Consider the following 22,262-nt stretch of genomic DNA (forward strand, 5'->3'; position numbering starts at 1 on the left):
TTGCACAATTATAGCAAGTTGTAAAGATAGATTTTAATAATTCTTGTTTCTGTCTCCCAACATATCGACATAGGAATTTGAAGTTTGCTATAATGATTAGAATAGTTGCATTATTTAGAAAAATTTAAAAATAATAATTACTGCAACTAGGACATATTGTTTACTATGTGAACTTGTTCTTAATTTAGGGGGGAGGGTTTCACAATGGCAAGTGTATATGAAAATAGTTATATGATCGTTTTGATTTTCTTGCTATTAGGTATATTGCTGCCGGTAGTGGCTCTTACATTAGGAAGGATGCTGCGCCCAAATAAACCAAGTGCAGCAAAGGCGACGACGTATGAGAGTGGAATTGAGCCTTTTCATGATGCAAATATTCGGTTTCATGCTCGTTATTATATTTTTGCTTTATTGTTTGTGATCTTTGATGTAGAAACTTTATTTTTATATCCTTGGGCTGTTGCGTATGACAAGCTAGGTTTATTTGCATTAATTGAAATGCTCATCTTTGTTGTAATGTTGCTAGTTGGATTAGCGTATGCTTGGAAAAAGAAGGTGTTACAATGGTTATAAATTTTGAGGAATTACATCCAAATGAGCGAGCAGAATTAGAACGAAATATCTTTTTTTCTACATTGGAACAGTTGAAAGGATGGGCGAGGAGCAATTCTTTATGGCCGATGACATTCGGACTGGCGTGCTGTGCAATTGAAATGATGGGAGTAGGCTCATCACATTATGATTTAGATCGATTTGGGTCATTTTTTCGAACTTCACCAAGGCAATCGGACGTCATGATTGTATCGGGAACAGTAACGAAGAAGATGGCTCCTATTGTTCGGCGTTTATATGATCAAATGCCTGAACCGAAATGGGTTATTGCGATGGGATCTTGTGCGACAGCAGGTGGTCCGTATGTAAATTCATATGCTGTTGTGAAAGGTGTAGACCAAATCGTACCAGTTGATGTGTATATTCCTGGTTGTCCCCCAAATCCGGCTGCTTTAATTTATGGAATTAATAAATTAAAAGAAAAAATTCGTTACGAAGCAAAGACCGGGAAGCAGGTGACGAATAAATGAGTAATCCAAACAAAGATTTAGAGGATCTGAAAAAAGAAGCAGCTAGGCGTGCAAAAGAAGAAGCGAGAAAACGCCTTGTAGCGAAACACGAGGCGGAAATAAGTGAGCTTGAGGCAGAAGATCAAGAAAAAGAGAAAGCGCTACCAAAAAATGATGATATTACTATAGAAGAAGCAAAACGACGTGCAGCAGCGGCAGCAAAAGCAAAAGCGGCAGCATTAGCGAAGCAGAAAAGAGAAGGAACAGAAGAAGTAACGGAAGAAGAAAAAGCGAAAGCCAAGGCGAAGGCAGCAGCGGCAGCAAAAGCAAAAGCGGCAGCGTTAGCGAAGCAGAAAAGAGAAGGAACAGAAGAAGTAACGGAAGAAGAAAAAGAGAAAGTGAAGGCAAAGGCAGCAGCGGCAGCAAAAGCAAAAGCGGCGGCGTTAGCGAAGCAAAAAAGAGAAGGAACAGAAGAAGTAACGGAAGAAGTAACGGAAGAAGAAAAAGCGAAAGCCAAGGCGAAGGCGGTGGCGGCGGCCAAGGCAAAAGCGGCAGCATTAGCGAAGCAGAAAGCCTCGCAAGGTGATGGGGATTCGGGAGATGAAAAGGCCAAGGCAATTGCAGCTGCAAAAGCGAAAGCAGCAGCGGCTGCAAGAGCGAAGACAAAGGGAGCTGAAGGTAAGAAAGAGGATGAGCCGAAGCAGGAAGAACCGTCCGTAAATCAACCGCATTTAAATCAGTATGTTGAGGCTATTAGGGAGAAGTTAGGAGAGGGTGCATTAGTAGATTCCTATATTAATAAATTGTCAAAGGATGTGCCAACTCTTGTGGTGGATCCCGAAAAATATTATGAAGTGATGGAGTCACTGCGATTCCATGAGGGACTTGCTTTTGATTATATGTCAGAGCTACATGCGACGGATTTTGTGACACATATGGAAGTGTATGTTCATTTGTTTTCATATGGCAAGAAACAATCGGTAGCGGTGAAGGTAAAACTAGACCGGGAAGCGCCGCAAGTCGAGTCTGTGACAGCGCTTTGGAAAGGGGCTGACTGGCCGGAGAGAGAAGCGTACGATTTGCTAGGCATTGTATTTAAAGGGCATCCGAATTTAACGCGTATTTTAATGCCAGATGATTGGGTAGGATATCCGCTTAGAAAAGACTATGAACCGTATGATGTGGAGGTGTAGCTATGATCCGTACGGAAGAGATGCTTTTGAATGTAGGACCTCAGCATCCGAGTACACATGGTGTGTTCAGGCTCGTAATTAAGATTGACGGGGAAATTATTAAAGAAGCTACACCGGTTATTGGGTATTTGCATCGCGGGACGGAAAAGATTGCTGAGAGCTTACAGTATACGCAAATTATTCCTTATACAGATCGAATGGACTATTTATCAGCCATGACGAATAATTACGTCATTTGCCATGCTGTAGAGACGATGATGGGGCTTGAAATTCCAGAGCGTGCCGAATACTTGCGAGTACTTGCGATGGAGCTAGGAAGAATTGCAAGCCATCTCGTTTGGTGGGGGACAAATCTTCTTGATATAGGAGCGGTCAGCCCGTTTTTGTACGCGTTTCGTGAACGAGAGATGATTATAAATTTATTAAATGAATTATGCGGTGCCCGGCTTACTTTTAACTATATGAGAGTTGGCGGTGTGAAGTGGGATGCGCCAGATGGTTGGATTGAAAAGGTGGAAGAGTTTGTTCCGTATATGAGAGAGCAATTGGCAGGTTATCATGATCTTGTTAGCGGTAATGAGATTTTCTTAAATCGTGTGAAAGGCGTTGGTATATATAGCGCGGAAGAAGCGATTTCGTATTCTTTAAGCGGAGCAAATTTGCGGTGCACTGGAGTAAACTGGGATCTTCGCAAAGATGAGCCGTATTCAATTTATGATCGTTTTGATTTTGATATTCCTGTTGGAAGCGTGGGAGATGCTTGGGATCGCTACGTTTGCCGAATGCAAGAAATCGAGGAGTCTTTAAAGATTGTTGAGCAAGCGGTTCAGCAGTTCCCGAAAGATGGAGCTGTGCTGGCAAAAGTACCGAAAATTATTAAGGCACCTAAGGGAGAAGCGTTTGTACGTATTGAATCGCCGCGCGGAGAGATTGGGTGTTATATCGCTAGTGATGGAAAGAAAGAGCCGTACCGTTTGAAGTTTCGCAGGCCATCTTTTTATAACTTGCAAATTTTACCGAAGTTATTAAAAGGTGAAAATATCGCTAATTTAATTACGATTTTAGGTGGAGTTGATATTGTACTTGGGGAGGTTGATGGCTAATGATTGAGACGCTCTTACAATCACCTTCAAGCTGGACGAATTTTTTTATTTTTTTCGGATTAGCGGTGCTTCTACTATTTGCAGTCCTTGGCTTCGTTACATATGGAATTTTGGCAGAACGGAAAGTGATGGGGTTTATGCAAGGGCGGATTGGACCAAACCAGGTTGGAGGCCGATTCGGTTTACTGCAAACGGTAGCTGATGTTTTAAAACTATTATTGAAAGAAGATAGTATTCCGAAAGCAGCAGATAAACCGCTGTTTATATTAGCGCCTGTCATTGCATTTGCACCAGCATTTATGGTGCTTGCAGTTATCCCGTTCACTGATAAATTTCAATTTGCAGATATTGGAGTCGGGCTACTTTATTATATTGCTGTTTCCGGTATTACGACGATAGGTGTTGTAACTGGGGGATGGGCATCGAATAATAAATATTCCCTTTTAGGAGGGATGCGTGCGGCGGCGCAAATGATTTCTTATGAGATTCCGCTCGTAATGAGTGTAATTGGTATCGTTTTGTTAGCTGGTAGCCTGAATTTAAATGAGATTGTAGCGGCGCAGGAGAAGGTTTGGTACATTTTCGTACAGCCAATTGGCTTCGTCGTTTTCTTAATCGCAGCAGTTGCAGAGTTAAATAGGACGCCATTCGATTTGCCAGAAGCGGAGTCAGAACTTGTTTCTGGATACCATACGGAATACTCAGGTTTTCGCTGGGCGTTTTTCATGCTTTCAGAGTACGTATATTTCTTCGGGATGGCATCTTTAATTACAGTGCTCTTTTTAGGAGGATGGAATCCAGTCATGTTTCTTGGATTTATCCCAGGTGCCGTATGGTTTGCTTTGAAATTTAGCAGTGTAGTCTTTCTATTAATTTGGTTCCGCGTCACGTTCCCACGTATAAGAGGTGACCAGTTAATGGAGTTTGGATGGAAAGTATTATTGCCGATTGCACTTGCAAATATTTTCTTAACGGCATTGATTAAGGAGTTATTCTTCTAATCTATGAGGGGGGTGCCAGTAAGAGATGAAAGGACTATTTAAAGGATTAAAATATACATTAAGTAATTTGAGCAAGAAGAAGGTAACGTATGATTATCCAAATCAGCCGTTGCCGTTGCCAGACCGTTTTCGGGGGATTCAAAAATTTTATCCGGAGAAATGTATTGTTTGTAATCAATGCTCTAACATTTGTCCGACAGACTGTATTCAGTTAACAGGAAAGAAACATCCAGATCCTACGAAAAAAGGAAAAATTATCGACACGTATGATATTAATTTTGAAATTTGTATTCTTTGTGATTTATGTACAGAAGTTTGCCCGACAGAGGCAATTGTCATGACAAATAACTTTGAACTCGCGGAATATTCACGTGATGACTTATTTAAAAATTTGCAGTGGCTTGACGAAAACGACGAAAACGTCAGGAAGGAGAATAAGGCATGAATGGCGAGTTTGTAGCATTCTTTATACTATCCTTGTCTGCAATTATCGGCGGTGTTCTTATGTTGAACTTAACGAAAGTTATGCACATGATGCTAGCTCTCGTTCTGACATTTCTCAGCATTGCAGGTTTGTATTTTCTTTTATCAGCTGAATTTATAGGCGTTGCACAAATTTTACTTTACTCTGGTGCAATCACAATTATTATGATTTTCGGCATTATGTTAACGAAACATAACGCGGAAAATGAATCGCGTCTTACTCTTCGAAAATGGATTATCTTCTTTGCAGTTGTAGCATTTGGAGCGGTTATGTATTTCGCTGTTAATAATGTTGATTTTGCAAATGAAAGCACACAAGGAAGTTTACCTCTCCATGAAAACAACACACTTCAAATCGGTACGCTTCTCTATTCAAAATATATTATTCCATTTGAACTAACTTCAGTTATTTTACTTGTAGCACTCGTTGGCGCGATTATACTTGCGAAAAAGGACGAGAAAGAGGAGGATTCCAATGAGTAGCGTTCCGGCTTCTGCATATTTAACACTTGCGATTATTTTGTTTTGCATCGGTCTATTTGGAGCTTTAACAAAGCGGAATACAGTAATCGTATTAGTTTGTATCGAATTAATGCTGAATGCTGCCAATTTAAACTTAGTGGCGTTTAGTAAATTAGGCCTATTTCCGAATTTAACAGGTCAAATTTTCTCACTGTTTACGATGGCTGTAGCGGCAGCAGAAGCGGCGGTAGGACTCGCTATTTTAATTGCTTTGTATCGTAATCGTACGACAGTTCAGGTAGATGAAATGGATACGCTCAAAGGATAGCATTGTGACCGAAAAAGGGGGAAGGAAACAATGATCGATTATGCATGGCTCATACCGCTTTTCCCACTCGTTTCGTTTTTGTTACTTATTATATTCGGGAAGAAAATTAGAGAAGGAAGCAGCGTACTTAGTATTTTTTTCGTCTTTCTCTCCTTTATACTTGCGGTACTTGTGTTAATAGAAAGGTTTTCAGAAGCAAGCGTGAAGCATAAGTGGGTGTGGCTTAGAGCTGGAGATGTGGATATATCATTCGGCTTTGAGGTGACTGCATTAGGAGCTTTAATGTTATTTATCGTGACGCTTGTGAGTCTGCTTGTACATGTGTATTCGAAAGGTTATATGAAAGGTGATGAACGATTACCAACCTTTTACGCATATTTAGGACTCTTTACATTTGCGATGTTAGGGCTTGTTATATCAACGAATTTATTACAGCTTTATATATTTTGGGAATTAGTTGGCCTTGGCTCATTTTTACTTATCGGTTTTTATTTCTTTAAAGAAGAAGCGAAGGCTGCTGCAAAAAAGGCTTTTATTATGACCCGTATTGGGGATGTTGGTTTATTTATCGGGATGATTTTAATTTTTTGGTACGCAGGTAGTTTTGAATATGACGCAATATTTAGGGCGATTTATACAGGGGATTTACCTCCTTACATGATTACGATAACAGCGATATTAATTTTTATCGGGGCGATGGGGAAATCAGGTCAGTTCCCGCTTCATACGTGGTTGCCAGATGCAATGGAGGGGCCAACGCCTGTTTCGGCACTTATTCACGCCGCGACGATGGTTGCAGCAGGCGTATATTTAGTGGCGACGATGTTCCCTCTATTTTCAGCAAGTACAGTGGCGATGCAGACCGTGGCAATCGTTGGAGCTTTCACTGCAATCTTTGCGGCCTCTATCGGTCTCGTGCAAACAGATATAAAGAGAGTACTTGCTTATTCTACAGTTAGCCAGCTTGGATATATGATGCTTGCGTTAGGTTCTGCAGGTTATGTAGCCGGTGTCTTCCATTTAACGACACATGCTTTTTTTAAAGCACTACTATTTTTGGCAGCAGGAAGTGTAATTCATGCAGTGCATACGCAAAACATTAATAAAATGGGCGGTTTACAGAAGAAGATGAAAGTAACTGGTACGCTATTTCTAATAGGTACCCTTGCCATTAGCGGTGTTCCGCTCCTTTCCGGTTTTTTCAGCAAAGATGAAATTTTAGCGGCGACTTGGATGAATGGCAATTACGTTTTATTTACTTTAGCAGTAATTGCGGCGTTTTTGACAGCGTTTTATATGTTCCGCCTATACTTTCTTGTCTTTACCGGAGAAACGAAGACGAAGGAAGATGTGCATGAGTCGCCCCGCGTTATGACGTATCCAATGATTGTTCTCGGCGTTCTCGCAGTAGTGGCAGGATATATAAATACACCATGGTTCGGTACGTTTCTCGGAGATTGGTTGACGAAAGATGTAGGGTTCAAGGTTGAAGAAGCGCATGGGCCAGTTTGGATTATGATTGTTGCGACGCTCGTTTCATTTGCGGGAATCGCTCTTGCATATTTCATATATGGCAAGAAATCAATTTCTAGAGATTGGGCTGGGGGTACGGAAACCTCGCTTTATAATCTTTTGAAAGAAAAATATTATGTGGATGAACTATACAACATGACGGTGATCCCTATTACAAAAGGAATCGCTCATGTGCTTCGCTTATTTGAAGTGTATGTAGTCGAGGGAATTGCAGTTTTAATTGGAAGCGTAGTTAAAGGTACAAGTAATCTTGGATCGAAACTTCAAAACGGGAATGTACAAGTGTACGGTACTGTAACGGCGGTTTCGCTCGCTGTACTCGTCATTATTTTGCTCTATACAGGAGGGGATTTACGATGAATGATTTGTTGTTAACGTTCTTCATTTTTTCCCCGCTTTTAGGAATTTTATTGCTTGTATTAACACCGAAAAAGGAATTGCGTACAGTGCGGGCGCTTGGCTTATTTGGGACGGCACTTCCATTTGGAATCGCTATCGTCCTCGCTTGTACATATGCTTCTGGAAAGAGTTTGTCACTATTTGATGAAAAGGTGAAATGGATTAAGTTCGGAGATTTTACAGCGGTGGATAAAAGGTGGTTTTCTATTTATTACGAGCTCGGTATTGATGGTTTGTCGCTTGTTATGATGGTGCTGACGGCTCTTCTAGCGATGCTTGCAGCAATTGCAGCCTTTTCTATTAAAAGAAATTTAAAAGCATTTTATATGCTGTTACTCATGCTAGAAATAGGGATGCTCGGCGTCTTTGCTGCTCAAAATCTAATATTGTTTTTTATCTTCTTTGAAATTACGTTGCCACCAATGTTCTTATTGATTGGGAAGTGGGGGAAATTATCGAGCGAAAAGGCTGCGTATAGTTATTTAATATATAACGGTATTGGCTCAGCAATTTTGCTCATTGTTTTCTCAATTTTGTTCGCGAAAACAGGTACAACAAATATTGTGGAGCTGAAAGAGATATTAAGAAGCGTAAGTGCAGAAGGAGAACTCATCATCCCAAGTAGCTTGCAGCTTGGTGTATTTATTTCCATAATGATTGCCTTTGCAATTAAACTACCTGTTTTTCCGTTGCACCGTTGGATGGTCAATGTGCACATAGAAGCGCATCCAGCTGTAGTTATGCTTCATGCTGGTGTTTTGCTAAAGATTGGAGCGTACGGTATTATTCGCTTCGGAAAAGGGCTATTCCCGGAATATTTTCACGATGTTGCAACGCTAATTGCGATATTAGGTGTAATTAATTTATTGTACGGTGCCTTTTTAGCACTCATCCAAACGGACTTTAGGAAAGTACTGGCTTACTCTAGTATTTCGCATATGGGAATTGTGTTAATGGGACTTGCGTCACTTAATGCACCGGGTACACAAGGGGCGTTATTCCAGGTTGTATCGCACGGTTTAATTGCAGCCTTGCTGTTTTTCTTACTCGGTGTTATAGAACAACGTTTCGGAACATCAGACATTACAGCACTTGGTGGACTCGCAAAAAGTGTCCCAGTACTTAGCGGCTTCTTCTTAGCAGGAGGAATGGCATCGCTTGGATTACCAGGGATGTCTGGGTTTGTTAGTGAATTTCTTGCCTTTCTCGGTTTATTTCAAGGAGAGCCCGTCATTGCTGCAGTCGGTGTGATTGGCATCATTTTAACTGCTGTATACGTATTAAGAGCGACACTTCAAGTGACATTTGGAAAGAAAGAGTGGGAAGCAAAGTCTGATATACACGGATGGGAGTACGTCCCTGTTTTACTACTTATCTTTTGTATTATTGTAATTGGAGTTATGCCAGAGATACTAGGGGATCCGCTTCAAAATACATTGAAAACATTGGGGGTGAAGTAGGATGGATATGAATACGTTACTTAGCTTATCGTGGCATCTAATGGTGCCAGAATTTATTATTCTCGGGGCCGCCATCCTTCTTTCCATATGTGATTTGTTTTTTAAGCTGAATCATAGATATGTAGCTCTTGGTGCGATCGCTGCCATCGTATTAGCACTTGTGTCATTAATTACGCTATATAGCGAACCAGCTGGAGATATTTTAAACGGATCGTTTGTGTTAGATGGATTTTCAAAAGGGTTTAAAACGTTGTTATTAGGCGCCTCAGCTCTCATTTTATGCATCGCAATGAGCGATGATAAGAAGAATCCGATTGAAGATAAGGGCGAATATTATTACTTATTTTTAATGGCACTTCTTGGTGCGATGTTCATGGCTTCTAGTATTGACTTTATCACCCTTTTCGTTGGTTTAGAGTTACTTTCACTTTCTTCTTATATTTTAGTAGGAATACGAAAAAAGAACCGTGCATCAAATGAAGCGGCAATGAAATATGTCATTAGCGGAGGAATTGGAACGGCAATCACGCTCTTCGGAATGAGTTATTTATACGGTATTACAGGTTCAACTAACATTGTAGATATGCAAAAGGTACTCACTGGGGAGCTCGCTAGTGGTATTCAGTTATTGCTAGCTCTGGCATTTCTTTTATTGCTAGTCGGTCTCTCATTTAAAATTGCCACAGTGCCGTTTCATATGTGGGCACCTGATGTGTATGAAGGCGCGACTACACCTGTTACTGCCTTTCTTGGAACGATTTCTAAAATTGCTGGGTTCCTACTCATTATTCGTTTGTTCCTTATGGTTTTTGCAAGTGTATTAATACAAGGAGATATGCAGTCTTTATATGGGCATATGAGTATATATATTGCGGTGCTAGCAAGTATTACTATGATTGTTGGGAATGTAGTCGCGTTAAAACAATACAACATAAAACGTTTATTTGCTTATTCAGGTATTGCGCATGCTGGGTATTTGCTCGTTCCACTTGTGGCATTATCACCATTTACGCTGGATAGCATGTGGTTTTATATGTTGGCATACATGCTTATGAATATAGGCGCGTTTGCCATTATCCACGGCTTAATCTTACAAAACAATCAGGAAAATATAACGATTTTCACCGGATTATATAAGAAATCACCATTTGCAGCGATCATGATGACAATCTTTATTTTATCGCTGGCCGGGATACCAGGGACGGCTGGCTTCATTGGAAAGATTAACATCTTTTTAGGCGCGCTTCATGTAGAGCCAGCACATTACGTACTAGCTTCGATTATGATGGGTACGACAGTTGTTTCATTCGTATATTATTTCCGTATTTTACAACAAATGTTTTTCCGCACCGGAGAGACAGAAGAGAGAATACGGTTACCATTAAATATAAAGGTTGTTATGAGCCTTTGTGCAATTTCGATTGTAATACTGGGGATTATGCCGATGATTGGGTACAATTTCTTTTATGAATATTTTCCATTAATGAAAGATTTCTTCTTCTTAGGGAACGTGGTACAATAGTGAAAATAAAAGGTGTGGAGTCAGTACTCTGCGCTTTTTATTTTGTGTTAACTTGTAATGTAGATATACGTTTTTTGAAAGAAAATCACGATGTAAAATGTAAGATGTCTATGTGCATTTGAAAAAGTGTGGCTCCTACTTATTATGGTATCGTTTTTATATTCTTTCATAAGTAGTAGCTGAGTAAAAAGGGGTCGATTTTTTGGCACAACTTTTAGGGCAACAAGCACTGATTGCCATTGTTTCGCATTTATTGTTTATTACCATTACGTGGTGGGCTTTGCAAGGCATTCACATTGAGCGTTTAATGAAGTCCGGAAAAGTGCTGCAGACGCGAGTATTACTCATCTTAATTACAATTGCAATTGGGACATCTGTAAGTAACTTTTTCCTTGATTATTTAGGCTATTCGAAGAGTTTAACGTATTTAGTAAAGTAAGTGTATAGAACCTCAAATCTCCGTTAACAATGGGGATAGGAGGGGATGAAATTGAAGCTTAAAGCCATTCTTATTGTTGCACTTAGTGTTGTTTTATTTTTGGTTGGATATAGAGAGATGAAACCGATAAGCGATGAACAGAAAATGGAGAGCATGATTAAGGCTTTAGAGAAAAATGATGCTAAAGTAGAAAAATGGTCATGGTTAGCTAGAGAAACAAAAACAATTTCTAATATACATACGTTTCAAAAGTTGTTAAACGATGTGAAGGACAAGGCAAATATTCAAAAGTGGGAAGTAGAGCAATCTCCAGATGGATATAAAGCTACATCCTATAAAAAGTTTGCTTCTCATGAAGAACGAGTAGTAGTAACTTGGAGTAAAGAAAATACTAAAGAAAACACTTTCATTATCTTTGAAGTAAGTGGGGCGAAATGGGACCCGAAGTATGTTCAAAAAGTGAATAAAATTTTTAATGAAAAACCTATAATTTACACTTGTGTTCAAGGTGTACTGAATGATAAGATTGAAGGTGTTTTGCAAAATAAAACCAATCAGGTTTTGAAAGATCTTTCAGCAAGAGCGATCGAACAAGTAGAAGAAAGAGCATTTGTGTCAGTCTCCGCATACAATAAAAAGTGGGATGACGCTCTTTCAACAAATAGAGAGAAAATAAATGTGCAAATAGCAATACGTTCTACAGACAACAAAGATACAATTGTGGTTGGCACACCGATCATAACTTCTGAGTATTGAGTGAATAGATACTGAAAAAAGGACACGGAGGGGAATAATTTGGAAAAGATCATCGTCCGTGGCGGAAAGCGGTTAAACGGCACAGTGCGTGTTGAGGGCGCAAAAAATGCTGTATTACCTATAATCGCTGCAGCCCTATTAGCGAGTGATGGAAAGAATGTACTATCTGAAGTACCAGTTTTGTCTGATGTATACACAATTAATGAGGTATTACGTCATTTAAATGCTGAAGTCGTATTTGAAAATAATCAAGTAACAATCGATTCTTCTAAAGAACTAAACATTGAAGCACCATTTGAATATGTACGTAAAATGCGTGCATCTGTTCAAGTAATGGGACCATTATTAGCACGTAACGGTCGTGCTCGTATTGCACTTCCTGGTGGATGTGCAATCGGTTCACGTCCAATTGACCAACATTTAAAAGGCTTCGAAGCAATGGGAGCAAAAGTACAGGTTGGTAACGGTTTTGTTGAGGCATATGTTGAGGGAGAACTAAAAGGAGCTAAAATCTACTTAGACTTCCCAAGCGTAGGCGCGACAGAAAACATTATGTCTGCAGCTACATTAGCAAAAGGGACAACAATTCTTGAAAACGCAGCGAAAGAACCAGAAATCGTTGACTTAGCTAACTTCTTAAATGCGATGGGAGCGAAAGTACGCGGAGCTGGAACTGGAACGATTCGTATCGAAGGCGTTGATAAATTATATGGTGCAAACCACTCTATTATTCCTGACCGTATTGAAGCGGGAACATTCATGGTTGCAGCAGCAATTACTGGTGGAGACATCTTAATTGAAAATGCTGTACCTGAACATTTACGCTCAATTACAGCGAAAATGGAAGAAATGGGTGTTAAAATTATTGAGGAAAACGAAGGTGTACGTGTTATCGGCCCAGATAAGTTAAAAGCGGTTGATATTAAAACTATGCCTCACCCAGGTTTCCCAACAGACATGCAATCACAAATGATGGCATTATTACTACAAGCTGATGGAACAAGCATGATTACAGAAACGGTATTCGAAAACCGCTTTATGCACGTTGAAGAATTCCGTCGTATGAATGCTGATATTAAAATTGAAGGTCGTTCTGTTATTATGAACGGTCCAAACAGCTTACAAGGTGCTGAAGTAGGCGCAACTGATTTACGTGCTGCAGCTGCATTAATCTTAGCTGGTTTAGTATCAGAAGGTTATACTCGTGTAACTGAGTTAAAACATCTTGACCGTGGTTATGTAGATTTCCATAAGAAATTAGCTGCATTAGGTGCAACTATTGAACGTGTAAACGAAAAAGTAGAAGAAGTGAAAGAACAAGAAGTTTCTGATCTTCACGCTTAATTGAAATAGTCTCTATGTCTCTTGGCATAGGGGCTATTTTTTTGGGTTATTACTGTTATAGTCAATAAATTCTATACTTATGCACGTACCAGTAAAAATATTTAGAAAATTTCCGTTTTATCTCTTCCCCCTTAAGTATGTTCTAAAAGAAAGAGTTGTTCCATAAGAATGAATGGAGTAAAGCTTTTATATTGGGGGAAAAATAGGATGAAATTTTCAAAGCCACTTTTTATTACAGTAGCGCTCTTAATAGCGCTCGTTATCATTGTACCTGCAGCGCTTGTTATCCCATTTGCGAAAGCGAAAGTAGGGGAAGAAACGGCCTCTAAAACTCCTCCAGCGATAGAAAGTATACCAGCTCCAGGGAAAGTAGATACAGCGGTTCAAGTTGCTGTATATCGTGAGAAACAAAAGAAGGTAGAATCATTACCTATGGAGGAGTATGTGACCGGTGTAGTAGCTTCTGAGATGAATGCCAGTTTTGAAATAGAGGCACTAAAGGCACAGGCATTAGCAGCAAGAACATTTGTAGTACAACGTATGCTAAGCGGAGGAAAGAAAAATAATGCAGACGTGACAGATACGGTGAAAGATCAAGTGTACAAAAGCAAAGATGAATTGAAGAAGCAATGGGGCAATAACTACGAAAATAATTTGAAGAAAATCGAAGAAGCCGTTTCGAAAACCGCAGGACAAGTTTTAACATATGATGGAAAACCAATTTCAGCATCCTTTTTTTCAACTAGTAATGGTCGAACAGAAAATGCAGCTGACTATTGGGGAAATGATTATCCGTACTTAAAGAGTGTAGATAGTCCGTGGGATCAAGCTTCTCCAAAGTTTACGAGCGAGCAAACATTTACAGTAGCTGACTTTCAAAAACGTCTCGGTGTGAAAGTGCTGGCAGACGGGAAGGTTGGAAACATTAAAGACCTTACGGAAGGAAAGCGCGTAAAGGATGTAGCTTTTCAAGGGAAAACATTAACAGGAAAAGAAGTTCGTGAAAAGTTAGATTTACGTTCTTCTGATTTCACGTGGAAACAACAAGGAGATAAAATCATCGTTACGACGAAAGGCTTCGGTCACGGCGTTGGTATGAGTCAATACGGGGCGAACGGCATGGCAGCGGAAGGAAAGAAATATACAGATATCGTCGCTCATTACTATAAAGGCGTTGAAATAAAGACGATGAATGATTATGAAGGAAAATTGATGGTGAAGAAATAGGTGTCAGAACTCTGGCATCTATTTTTTTGTTTGAAATAGGATAATTTTCCATTAATTGTTTGATATAATAGGATAAAAAGGCATTCGGGGGAGATGAAATGGCGTTACTAGAGTTGAAACAGTTAGGGAAGACGAACCAGTTACCAGAAATTGAGCTAAAGGTTGAGAAAGGACAATGTATTGTTTTGCAATGCAATAATCATACAGCTAAAGTGTTACACCGCATTATTATTGGTGAAGAAGAAGCTTCAACTGGCAACGTACTGTTTGAAGGGGAAGCAATTGGAAAGAAAAATTATTCCCGCATCGGCTTTTGTTTTTTGAAGGATGAAGCATATGATCGTTTGAAGGTGAAGGAATACTTTAAGTTTTTAATAGGGCTTTATGAATCAAAGATAAGTATAGAAGAAGTTGTGCAGTCTGTTGGTCTCCTAGATAAGCTAAACGTTAAAATAGAAAAACTATCATTTTCAGAGAAACGTCGTCTTCATATTGGACGAATGATGATTCATAACCCGGATTTAATCATTTTGGAAGAGCCAGAGCAAAATGTAGATACAGAGAGTACGATTATTATTCGAAAAGCGATTATGAAAATGAAAGAACAAGGAAAGGCAATTTTTATTACGTCATCATTTTTATCGGATGCCCTTTCGTTAACAGAGGATGTATACATATTAAACAACGATTGTGTGAAAAAGATAGAAATTGAGCAAGAGGAAGTGGAAGAAGTTGGTGAAGAAAAAGTCATTCAAATGATTCCGCAAATGAAGTTAGAAAGAATACCTGCGAAAGTGAACGATAAAATCATTTTACTTGATCCGATGGAAATCCATTTCATTGAAACGCAAAACGGAGTAACGCATATTCACGTTCGTGAAGGTGATTTCGTATGTGCATTAACATTAAGTGAACTAGAAGCAAGATTAACAGGTTTTGGTTTCTTTAGATGTCATCGCTCGTATCTTGTGAATTTACAAAGAGTACGAGAAGTGATTACTTGGACTCGTAACAGTTTTAGTTTAATTTTGGATGACGAAAGAAAAAGTTCAATTCCGCTTTCAAAAGGACGCATGGATGAATTAAAAGGCGTGATTGGGCTATAAAAAGTGCTCCAATAAGCTTAACATGCGATCCATTCACCGGTAAAAATACTCCTTTTACCGGTATTTTACTGCGTAAACCCTTTGTTTTTCATATGATTGAGTCAAGAAAAGTGAAACAAACGAACGAAAAGCGCTAAAGCGACTTTCATCTATAAAGAAGAAAAACAAAGGGGATGAAGAAATGACATTGGCAATTGAAATGAAAGATGTAATGAAAAGTTTCGACGGAAAAACGGCACTTCGAAATGTAAATATTGAGGTGAAGCGAGGAGAGATTTTTGGATTCCTCGGACCGAGTGGATCTGGTAAGACGACAACAGTAAAAATTTTAACTTCTCAATTGCTTCATAGTGTTGGAACGGTAAGAGTATTAGGGAAAGATATTACAGGACCAAGTAGCATCGATTATAAACGAATTGGTATTTTAACAGATAACAGCGGCTTATATGAAAGACTTAGCATTTATGATAACTTATTATTATTTTGTGACTTATACGATTGCAAAAAAGAACGAATCGATGAAGTACTAGCACAAGTGAATTTATTAGATGATAAAAAAACACCAGTAAAAAAATTATCAAAGGGAATGAAGCAACGCGTCACACTAGCGAGAGCAATCCTTCATAAACCAGATATCCTCTTCTTAGACGAACCAACATCTGCACTTGATCCAGTAAACGTACAAAATATTCATAAAATCTTAAAAGACTTAAATAAAGAAGGAACGACGATTTTCTTAACGACGCACAACATGGACGAAGCAGAAACGCTTTGTAACCGCATTGCCTTCCTTTGTGGCGGAGAAATTGTAGCACTCGATACGCCAGAGAACCTGCGCTTACAATACGCTAAGGATCAAATAGAGGTCGTATTAAAAGATAAACAAAAAGAAGTAGTGCAAAAAGATGAATTAGGCGCAAAACGTATTTCAGAATGGATGAAAAAGGGCGAACTGTTATCTATTCATTCACACGAACCAACTTTAGGCGATATCTTTATTGAAGTTACTGGGAGGGGATTATAATGACATTTTCAATGAGACGATTTTTAGCTATTTTTCGGAAAGAGTTACAAGATTTTAAAACGAATTCACAAACTTTAATTATGTTGTTAATGCCACTTGTCTTTTCGGTATTATTTAGTCGCTCAGATAATATGAGAGAAGTGGGAGCGAATTCATTAACTGCAATGGCGTTAGTTATGGTCGGAGGCTTTGTACAGGCGATGCTTATCGCTGAAGAAAAGGAAAAAAATACGCTTCGTGTTCTTATGCTATCACCAGCATCACCTATTGAAGTATTAATTGGTAAAAGTTCATTAACAGGTCTGATTACAGTTGCAATCTGTTTTATTAATCTACTTATTTTAGGTAAATTAGAAGGTAATTTTGCATTATTATTACTTATCTTTGTTCTCGGGATGCTAATATTTAACCTCATTGGTACTTGTATTGGATTATTAGCTCAAAATGTACCACAAACATCAACAATTGGATTACCAATATTAATGATATTTCTTTTCGGTGATTTAATTGGAATGTTTGTGAAGAATGAAGTCGTTACAAAAATAATCGATTATTTACCAACTCGTCATATCGGTGTGGCAGTTAGCAGTGTTATAAAAGGGGGAGGTTTTAGTGCAATTACTAGTAATTTATTGAACATAATAATTTGGTTAGTTGCAGTACTTGTTATTACTCTCTTCGTGTATAGAAAAAAACAAATGGACTAAAAACTGAGCCGAAACGCTCAGTTTTTTCTTTTTTCTATCATTTCCTCGGAAATTTTACAGTTCTTATACATATTTTTACAGATTTTGTCGAAAAGTAATTAGTTATACGTTGTATAGGATACGTGAATATTGTTCAAAATGATTGCTGAGGTGATGATGGAATGCGAGGAAGAAATAATAAAAAGTCGCAAAAGGTAGTACATTTATTTCAAAAAAGATGGGTGTTTCCGGCACTATACATTGCTTGTGCAGCGGTAATCTTAATGGTTGCGCTATGGTTCCAAGGAGCTAATCCGAAGAAGACTCCAAACCAGGATCAAGCAACACCGTATACACAATCGGAAGATCAAGCAGTACCAGTAACGAAATCTTCAGAAGTAGTGAAAATGCCAGCTGCCGCGAATGCGGAAGTAGTCGTACAGAAGAAATTCTATGAAGATGCAGCAACTGAGGCGGAACAAGAAAAAGCACTTGTCTTTTATAACAACACATATTCCCCAAACAAAGGAATTGACATTGCTGCGAAGAATGGAAAAGAATTCAATGTTGCTGCTGCTTTAAGTGGTACAGTAACAAAAGCTGAAAAAGATTCACTTCTTGGTTATGTTGTAACAGTTGATAGTGGAAATGGTGTAGCGGTATCTTATCAAAGCTTAGGCAGTGTGAAAGTAGAAAAAGGTGCAAGAGTTGCACAAGGTGAAGTATTAGGAACATCCGGTCTAAGTGCAATGAATAAAGAGGCAGGCTCTCACGTTCACTTTGAAGTACGTAAAGACAATGTGGCTGTGAACCCTGAACGTTACTTAAATAAATCAGTAACAGAAATTAAAGCTGATGCAGGTGCTGCAAAGGCTACGAATGCTTCTGGTAAAAAAGCTGATGACAAATCTCAAAAAGAAGAGAAGTCAACGAGCACGAAACCTGAAAGTAAAACAGAAGACAAGTCTCAAAAAGAAGAGAAATCAACAAGCGGTTCAACTAGTGACAAAAAAGAAGAACCGAAGAAAGAAGAAAAATCAACAAATGGTTCTACAGAATCATCTAACGATTCTTCTTCACAAGAATAAGAAAGTGAAAAAATCAGTTCCCACTAGGGGAGCTGATTTTTTTATTTTTATATAAAAATACTCAATTTCGAGAAAAAAGTTGCAATAACAAGGAAAAATGACGAGATTCTCGAATATATATTACAAAAGGGAGGGGATACTGTGTCATTTTTATTTGTTCTGTCGACTGCTATTATTTTATTGTTTGTTTTATTCACTTTATATTATTATATTGCCGGTAAGAAAGAGGTTCCCCACCATCAATTATTAGAAGAAGAGTTTGAAAGAGAAGAATGACGCCTTACATATAAGGTGTCATTTTTTTTCGTCAAAATAGTCACTGTTAACGTATTTCTCACAAAAAAACGTAATTTTTCTTAACTTAGTCCGCAAAAATAGTGAACATGTAGCATATATCAGTAGTGCGGGCAATACAATGGTATAAACCAAAGCAAAGAGAGTGTTTGAGGTGAGAAATCGTGAATCATTTCATTATAAATCCAAGAATGTTTAACGCTTACAAACAGCACTCACACTTACTTCTTAGTCGTATGCAGCGAGGCTCATTTCACCCTTCTCACATCCAAATTAGGGAGGCGAGTGGTGTGCACGATTACATCAAAGAGAGAACTATCAAGATTGGTAAGTATATCGTGGAGACAAGAAAGACAGTGCGTGTCATTGCAAAGGAATTTGGGGTATCAAAGAGTACAGTCCATAAAGATTTAACAGAACGTCTACCAGAAATTAATCCAGAGCTCGCAAATGAAGTGAAAGAAATTCTTGATTATCATAAGTCTATTCGTCATTTAAGAGGTGGAGAAGCAACAAAGCAAAAGTATAGAAAAGAAGATGTAGAGAAGCCTGTACGTCAATAATGTTACAGTAGCAAACATTCCGTTCACATTCGGTAATATTTTTCAGAAGAATTCTTTTTGCGAATATTACGTTTCTGTTAAATTTATGATAAAATCAGAAATTAGGTGAAAAGAATTCGGGTGTAACCTGATTTTGAATATCGAGGAGGAAAAAACGGGAATGTTTGCGCGAGATATCGGAATTGACCTAGGTACGGCTAACGTATTAATTCATGTTAAAGGTAAGGGTATTGTATTAAATGAGCCATCTGTTGTGGCAATTGATCGTAATAGTGGTAAAGTATTAGCAGTCGGTGAAGAAGCGAGAAGTATGGTGGGACGTACGCCTGGTAATATTGTAGCAATTCGTCCACTTAAAGATGGTGTAATCGCAGATTTCGAAATTACAGAAGCAATGTTAAAGTATTTCATTAACAAATTGGACGTAAAGAGCTTCTTTTCAAAACCTCGTATTTTAATTTGTTGTCCAACAAATATTACATCAGTAGAACAAAAAGCAATTCGTGAAGCTGCTGAACGTTCAGGTGGTAAAACAGTATTTTTAGAAGAAGAACCAAAAGTAGCCGCAGTTGGTGCTGGTATGGAAATCTTCCAACCAAGCGGTAACATGGTTGTTGATATTGGTGGAGGTACAACAGATATCGCTGTACTATCTATGGGTGATATTGTTACCTCTTCCTCTATCAAAATGGCTGGCGATAAGTTTGATATGGAGATCTTAAACTATATTAAACGTAAGTATAAGCTATTAATCGGAGAACGTACTTCAGAAGATATTAAAATTAAAGTTGGTACAGTATTCCCAGGTGCACGTAGCGAAGAACTTGAAATTCGCGGACGTGACATGGTAACAGGCTTACCACGTACAATTACAGTATGCTCTGAAGAAATTACAGAAGCATTAAAAGAAAATGCAGCTGTTATTGTACAAGCTGCAAAAGGCGTATTAGAGCGCACACCACCAGAACTATCTGCAGATATCATCGACCGCGGTGTTATTCTAACAGGCGGTGGAGCTTTACTACACGGTATCGACATGCTTCTAGCAGAAGAACTAAAAGTACCAGTATTAATTGCTGAAAACCCAATGCACTGCGTTGCGGTTGGTACAGGTATTATGTTAGAGAATATCGACAGATTACCAAAGCGTGCTTTGAGATAATTTGAAAGAACTAAGGCTAATGCCTTAGTTCTTTTTTTCGTTTTTATATTTTTTTATTTTGATTTTTTGCGAAAATGGAAGGAAAATAGAGAAATATGAAGGAAACAGGTAAAATATTCATATATATGGTTAAATTTAATATTTCCTTAATCGAAAACGTTTATAATATAATGAGTCGAATACGACATTAAGGCAAATAATGTTTCAATACATATTGCCTTTCCCTAATTTGGGCATACACTCCTTTCCACCTCCGTGTCAGTTGCAAAAATGTGCAACTATTTTAATGGAATAGAGTGTGTGCATTTTTTTTTAGGAAGTTGTGCTAAATATAAAATGTTACTTTGTAATGACAAACAATAAACAAAATGGGATAATAGCAATATGTCCAAGTGGTAAGACCAATATTACAAAAGGGGCGATTGTTACATGCTAAATATAGAACAAATTAAAGAAATCATTCCTCACCGCTATCCATTTTTACTTGTTGATAAAATATTAGAAGTAGATGAAGGCAAAAGAGCGGTTGGGATTAAAAATGTATCCGCAAACGAAGAATTCTTTAACGGACACTTCCCTGACTATGCAGTTATGCCTGGTGTACTTATTGTAGAAGCATTAGCACAAGTCGGAGCAGTTGCAGTATTAAAGAAAGAAGAAAACCGTGGAAGACTTGCTTTCTTTGCAGGTATCGACAATTGCCGTTTCAAAAAACAAGTACGCCCAGGTGATCAGCTTCGTCTAGAAGTAGAAATGACACGCGTACGCGGCCCAATTGGAAAAGGAAAAGCAATCGCAACAGTAGATGGTGAAGTTGCATGTGAGGCAGAAATTACATTTGCGATTGGTGATAAAAAAGAATAGATAGTACTAAAAAATCTCCTTGTAAAAAGACAAGGAGATTTTTTTAATTTCTGCTATATAACGATGAAACGATAATATACAAACTAATCAGAAAATTACTTGTAAATAGATGACAATTACCATATACTTACTTTATTGTTTATCTAGAAAACAGGATAAGTGATAAAGGTAATAAAGAAATAAGGGCATTGTCATATTGTTAAGGTACTTAAATAAGACAAAGTAGAATGTTATTGATTATGATGAAATGTGGGGAAATCAGCAAGAATATTAATTAGACGTATGAAATCGAGCATAAGAGAGAGAAAAGGGAAATGTCGCATTTCACAAAAGGAGATTATGAATATGTTCGGGAGAAAGAAAAGAAAACCATTACGACAATTAATTACACATAAAGAGCCTAAATCGCGTATTACAGAACAATACCGTAACATTCGTACAAACATTGAGTTTACATCTGTAGATAATCATGTTCGTTCTATTATTGTTACTTCAGCAGATCCAGGTGATGGGAAAACAACAACAATCGCAAACTTAGCAGTTGTTTTCGGACAACAAGGAAAGAAAGTTTTATTAATTGGAGCTGACTTGCGTAAGCCGACGATACAAAACTTATTTGCCGTTCATAGTTCAAATGGGTTAACGAACTTATTATCAGGACAAGCAAAACTTATGCAATGCATTCAAAAAACAGATATAGAGAACGTATACTTAATGGCAGCAGGTCCAATCCCGCCCAACCCAGCAGAACTATTAGGGAGCCGGGCAATGGACGAGGCGTTGCTAGAAGCATATAACATGTTTGATATTATATTAATCGACACACCACCTGTCCTTGCGGTTACGGATGCACAAATACTTGCGAATAAATGTGATGGAATCGTACTCGTTGTACGAAGTGAAAAGACGGAAAAAGATAAAATCGTAAAAGCGAAACAAATATTAGATAAAGCATCAGGCAAAATACTCGGTGTCGTTTTAAACGATAAAAGAGAAGAAAAAGAGCAGTATGGTTATTACTAAAATATGAAAAAGCCAACAAAAAATGTTGGCTTTTTTGTTTTCTGAAAATTATTTATCAAGTTATACAATGTAAAAAGCATGATATGATAAAATTTTTGGGAAATCATTGGAATGTGTTGTCATATTTAAGATTATTTTGTA

Annotated in this window: 24 protein-coding genes; all 24 read left to right on the top strand. The window is 38.2% G+C overall.

What is annotated here, in order from left to right:
* Window positions 1-204 precede the first annotated feature (204 nt).
* Complete coding sequence (nuoA, locus tag OXT04_RS20380) at window positions 205-573, top strand: NADH-quinone oxidoreductase subunit NuoA (RefSeq protein WP_000179273.1); 369 nt, start codon at window positions 205-207, stop codon at window positions 571-573.
* A complete protein-coding gene (gene nuoB / locus OXT04_RS20385; RefSeq protein ID WP_000236331.1) occupies window positions 564-1,082 on the top strand; it encodes an NADH-quinone oxidoreductase subunit NuoB in 519 nt (172 codons plus the stop codon). Before nuoA ends, nuoB begins: the two co-directional genes overlap by 10 nt.
* Entirely contained in the window at window positions 1,079-2,254 is a 1,176-nt protein-coding gene (locus OXT04_RS20390) for an NADH-quinone oxidoreductase subunit C (protein ID WP_098451586.1), read from the top strand. Before nuoB ends, OXT04_RS20390 begins: the two co-directional genes overlap by 4 nt.
* A gap of 2 nt (window positions 2,255-2,256) precedes the next feature.
* Window positions 2,257-3,357, top strand: coding sequence for an NADH-quinone oxidoreductase subunit NuoD (gene nuoD / locus OXT04_RS20395; protein ID WP_000621434.1), 1,101 nt, complete (start codon window positions 2,257-2,259; stop codon window positions 3,355-3,357).
* On the top strand, window positions 3,357-4,358 hold the full coding sequence (gene nuoH, locus OXT04_RS20400; protein ID WP_000573426.1) for an NADH-quinone oxidoreductase subunit NuoH: 1,002 nt from the start codon (window positions 3,357-3,359) through the stop codon (window positions 4,356-4,358). The genes nuoD and nuoH overlap by 1 nt, the downstream gene beginning before the upstream one ends.
* A gap of 25 nt (window positions 4,359-4,383) precedes the next feature.
* Window positions 4,384-4,803: an NADH-quinone oxidoreductase subunit NuoI gene (gene nuoI / locus OXT04_RS20405; protein ID WP_000677191.1), complete on the top strand. Its 420-nt coding sequence runs from the start codon at window positions 4,384-4,386 to the stop codon at window positions 4,801-4,803.
* Window positions 4,800-5,324, top strand: coding sequence for an NADH-quinone oxidoreductase subunit J (locus OXT04_RS20410; protein ID WP_001012812.1), 525 nt, complete (start codon window positions 4,800-4,802; stop codon window positions 5,322-5,324). Before nuoI ends, OXT04_RS20410 begins: the two co-directional genes overlap by 4 nt.
* Window positions 5,317-5,631: an NADH-quinone oxidoreductase subunit NuoK gene (gene nuoK / locus OXT04_RS20415; RefSeq protein ID WP_000100079.1), complete on the top strand. Its 315-nt coding sequence runs from the start codon at window positions 5,317-5,319 to the stop codon at window positions 5,629-5,631. The genes OXT04_RS20410 and nuoK overlap by 8 nt, the downstream gene beginning before the upstream one ends.
* A 30-nt stretch (window positions 5,632-5,661) precedes the next feature.
* A complete protein-coding gene (gene nuoL / locus OXT04_RS20420; protein ID WP_000568236.1) occupies window positions 5,662-7,524 on the top strand; it encodes an NADH-quinone oxidoreductase subunit L in 1,863 nt (620 codons plus the stop codon).
* A complete protein-coding gene (locus tag OXT04_RS20425; protein WP_098451585.1) occupies window positions 7,521-9,023 on the top strand; it encodes an NADH-quinone oxidoreductase subunit M in 1,503 nt (500 codons plus the stop codon). Before nuoL ends, OXT04_RS20425 begins: the two co-directional genes overlap by 4 nt.
* Before the next feature lie 7 nt (window positions 9,024-9,030).
* Window positions 9,031-10,545, top strand: a complete 1,515-nt coding sequence (nuoN, locus tag OXT04_RS20430; protein ID WP_374693284.1) for an NADH-quinone oxidoreductase subunit NuoN — start codon at window positions 9,031-9,033, stop codon at window positions 10,543-10,545.
* A gap of 202 nt (window positions 10,546-10,747) precedes the next feature.
* Complete coding sequence (locus OXT04_RS20435; RefSeq protein WP_000057889.1) at window positions 10,748-10,984, top strand: DUF1146 family protein; 237 nt, start codon at window positions 10,748-10,750, stop codon at window positions 10,982-10,984.
* Between the two features lie 51 nt (window positions 10,985-11,035).
* A complete protein-coding gene (locus tag OXT04_RS20440; protein WP_374693283.1) occupies window positions 11,036-11,740 on the top strand; it encodes a YwmB family TATA-box binding protein in 705 nt (234 codons plus the stop codon).
* A 39-nt stretch (window positions 11,741-11,779) separates the two neighbouring features.
* Window positions 11,780-13,084, top strand: coding sequence for a UDP-N-acetylglucosamine 1-carboxyvinyltransferase (murA, locus tag OXT04_RS20445; protein ID WP_000411275.1), 1,305 nt, complete (start codon window positions 11,780-11,782; stop codon window positions 13,082-13,084).
* 207 nt (window positions 13,085-13,291) lie between these two features.
* Window positions 13,292-14,311 (top strand): stage II sporulation protein D, encoded by a 1,020-nt coding sequence (gene spoIID, locus OXT04_RS20450; RefSeq protein ID WP_000672651.1) that lies wholly within the window; start codon window positions 13,292-13,294, stop codon window positions 14,309-14,311.
* 98 nt (window positions 14,312-14,409) lie between these two features.
* Window positions 14,410-15,417: a LytTR family transcriptional regulator DNA-binding domain-containing protein gene (locus OXT04_RS20455; protein WP_098570042.1), complete on the top strand. Its 1,008-nt coding sequence runs from the start codon at window positions 14,410-14,412 to the stop codon at window positions 15,415-15,417.
* A gap of 181 nt (window positions 15,418-15,598) precedes the next feature.
* Window positions 15,599-16,441 carry an ABC transporter ATP-binding protein gene (locus OXT04_RS20460; protein WP_098570044.1) on the top strand — a complete coding sequence of 281 codons (843 nt, stop codon included), beginning with the start codon at window positions 15,599-15,601 and terminating at the stop codon, window positions 16,439-16,441.
* Entirely contained in the window at window positions 16,441-17,148 is a 708-nt protein-coding gene (locus OXT04_RS20465; RefSeq protein WP_267417150.1) for an ABC transporter permease, read from the top strand. Before OXT04_RS20460 ends, OXT04_RS20465 begins: the two co-directional genes overlap by 1 nt.
* Window positions 17,149-17,309: 161 nt before the next feature.
* On the top strand, window positions 17,310-18,215 hold the full coding sequence (gene spoIIQ, locus OXT04_RS20470; RefSeq protein ID WP_098570047.1) for a stage II sporulation protein SpoIIQ: 906 nt from the start codon (window positions 17,310-17,312) through the stop codon (window positions 18,213-18,215).
* Window positions 18,216-18,356: 141 nt separating this feature from the next.
* Entirely contained in the window at window positions 18,357-18,491 is a 135-nt protein-coding gene (locus OXT04_RS20475) for a hypothetical protein (RefSeq protein ID WP_000008901.1), read from the top strand.
* A gap of 308 nt (window positions 18,492-18,799) precedes the next feature.
* Entirely contained in the window at window positions 18,800-19,072 is a 273-nt protein-coding gene (gene spoIIID, locus OXT04_RS20480; RefSeq protein WP_000544012.1) for a sporulation transcriptional regulator SpoIIID, read from the top strand.
* A 160-nt stretch (window positions 19,073-19,232) separates the two neighbouring features.
* Window positions 19,233-20,234, top strand: coding sequence for a rod shape-determining protein (gene mreB / locus OXT04_RS20485; protein ID WP_000457978.1), 1,002 nt, complete (start codon window positions 19,233-19,235; stop codon window positions 20,232-20,234).
* 429 nt (window positions 20,235-20,663) lie between these two features.
* Window positions 20,664-21,098: a 3-hydroxyacyl-ACP dehydratase FabZ gene (fabZ, locus tag OXT04_RS20490; RefSeq protein ID WP_000931959.1), complete on the top strand. Its 435-nt coding sequence runs from the start codon at window positions 20,664-20,666 to the stop codon at window positions 21,096-21,098.
* 345 nt (window positions 21,099-21,443) lie between these two features.
* On the top strand, window positions 21,444-22,121 hold the full coding sequence (locus OXT04_RS20495; protein WP_050844744.1) for a CpsD/CapB family tyrosine-protein kinase: 678 nt from the start codon (window positions 21,444-21,446) through the stop codon (window positions 22,119-22,121).
* Window positions 22,122-22,262 lie beyond the last annotated feature (141 nt).

Origin of the sequence: Bacillus sp. GC_Bacil_1, from assembly GCF_026540675.1 — a bacterium.
Taxonomy (GTDB): domain Bacteria; phylum Bacillota; class Bacilli; order Bacillales; family Bacillaceae_G; genus Bacillus_A; species Bacillus_A cereus.

What these genes read in the sequence shown, in the direction of transcription:
- nuoD (WP_000621434.1), top strand. Translation starts at nt 2,257, where the DNA reads ATGATCCGTACGGAAGAGATGCTTTTGAATGTAGGACCTCAGCATCCG.
- OXT04_RS20410 (WP_001012812.1), top strand. Translation starts at nt 4,800, where the DNA reads ATGAATGGCGAGTTTGTAGCATTCTTTATACTATCCTTGTCTGCAATT.
- nuoN (WP_374693284.1), top strand. Translation starts at nt 9,031, where the DNA reads ATGAATACGTTACTTAGCTTATCGTGGCATCTAATGGTGCCAGAATTT.
- OXT04_RS20460 (WP_098570044.1), top strand. Translation starts at nt 15,599, where the DNA reads ATGACATTGGCAATTGAAATGAAAGATGTAATGAAAAGTTTCGACGGA.
- nuoH (WP_000573426.1), top strand. Translation starts at nt 3,357, where the DNA reads ATGATTGAGACGCTCTTACAATCACCTTCAAGCTGGACGAATTTTTTT.
- nuoA (WP_000179273.1), top strand. Translation starts at nt 205, where the DNA reads ATGGCAAGTGTATATGAAAATAGTTATATGATCGTTTTGATTTTCTTG.
- nuoK (WP_000100079.1), top strand. Translation starts at nt 5,317, where the DNA reads ATGAGTAGCGTTCCGGCTTCTGCATATTTAACACTTGCGATTATTTTG.
- spoIID (WP_000672651.1), top strand. Translation starts at nt 13,292, where the DNA reads ATGAAATTTTCAAAGCCACTTTTTATTACAGTAGCGCTCTTAATAGCG.
- OXT04_RS20465 (WP_267417150.1), top strand. Translation starts at nt 16,441, where the DNA reads ATGACATTTTCAATGAGACGATTTTTAGCTATTTTTCGGAAAGAGTTA.
- fabZ (WP_000931959.1), top strand. Translation starts at nt 20,664, where the DNA reads ATGCTAAATATAGAACAAATTAAAGAAATCATTCCTCACCGCTATCCA.
- nuoI (WP_000677191.1), top strand. Translation starts at nt 4,384, where the DNA reads ATGAAAGGACTATTTAAAGGATTAAAATATACATTAAGTAATTTGAGC.
- OXT04_RS20425 (WP_098451585.1), top strand. Translation starts at nt 7,521, where the DNA reads ATGAATGATTTGTTGTTAACGTTCTTCATTTTTTCCCCGCTTTTAGGA.
- OXT04_RS20390 (WP_098451586.1), top strand. Translation starts at nt 1,079, where the DNA reads ATGAGTAATCCAAACAAAGATTTAGAGGATCTGAAAAAAGAAGCAGCT.
- mreB (WP_000457978.1), top strand. Translation starts at nt 19,233, where the DNA reads ATGTTTGCGCGAGATATCGGAATTGACCTAGGTACGGCTAACGTATTA.
- OXT04_RS20455 (WP_098570042.1), top strand. Translation starts at nt 14,410, where the DNA reads ATGGCGTTACTAGAGTTGAAACAGTTAGGGAAGACGAACCAGTTACCA.
- OXT04_RS20495 (WP_050844744.1), top strand. Translation starts at nt 21,444, where the DNA reads ATGTTCGGGAGAAAGAAAAGAAAACCATTACGACAATTAATTACACAT.
- spoIIQ (WP_098570047.1), top strand. Translation starts at nt 17,310, where the DNA reads ATGCGAGGAAGAAATAATAAAAAGTCGCAAAAGGTAGTACATTTATTT.
- nuoL (WP_000568236.1), top strand. Translation starts at nt 5,662, where the DNA reads ATGATCGATTATGCATGGCTCATACCGCTTTTCCCACTCGTTTCGTTT.
- nuoB (WP_000236331.1), top strand. Translation starts at nt 564, where the DNA reads ATGGTTATAAATTTTGAGGAATTACATCCAAATGAGCGAGCAGAATTA.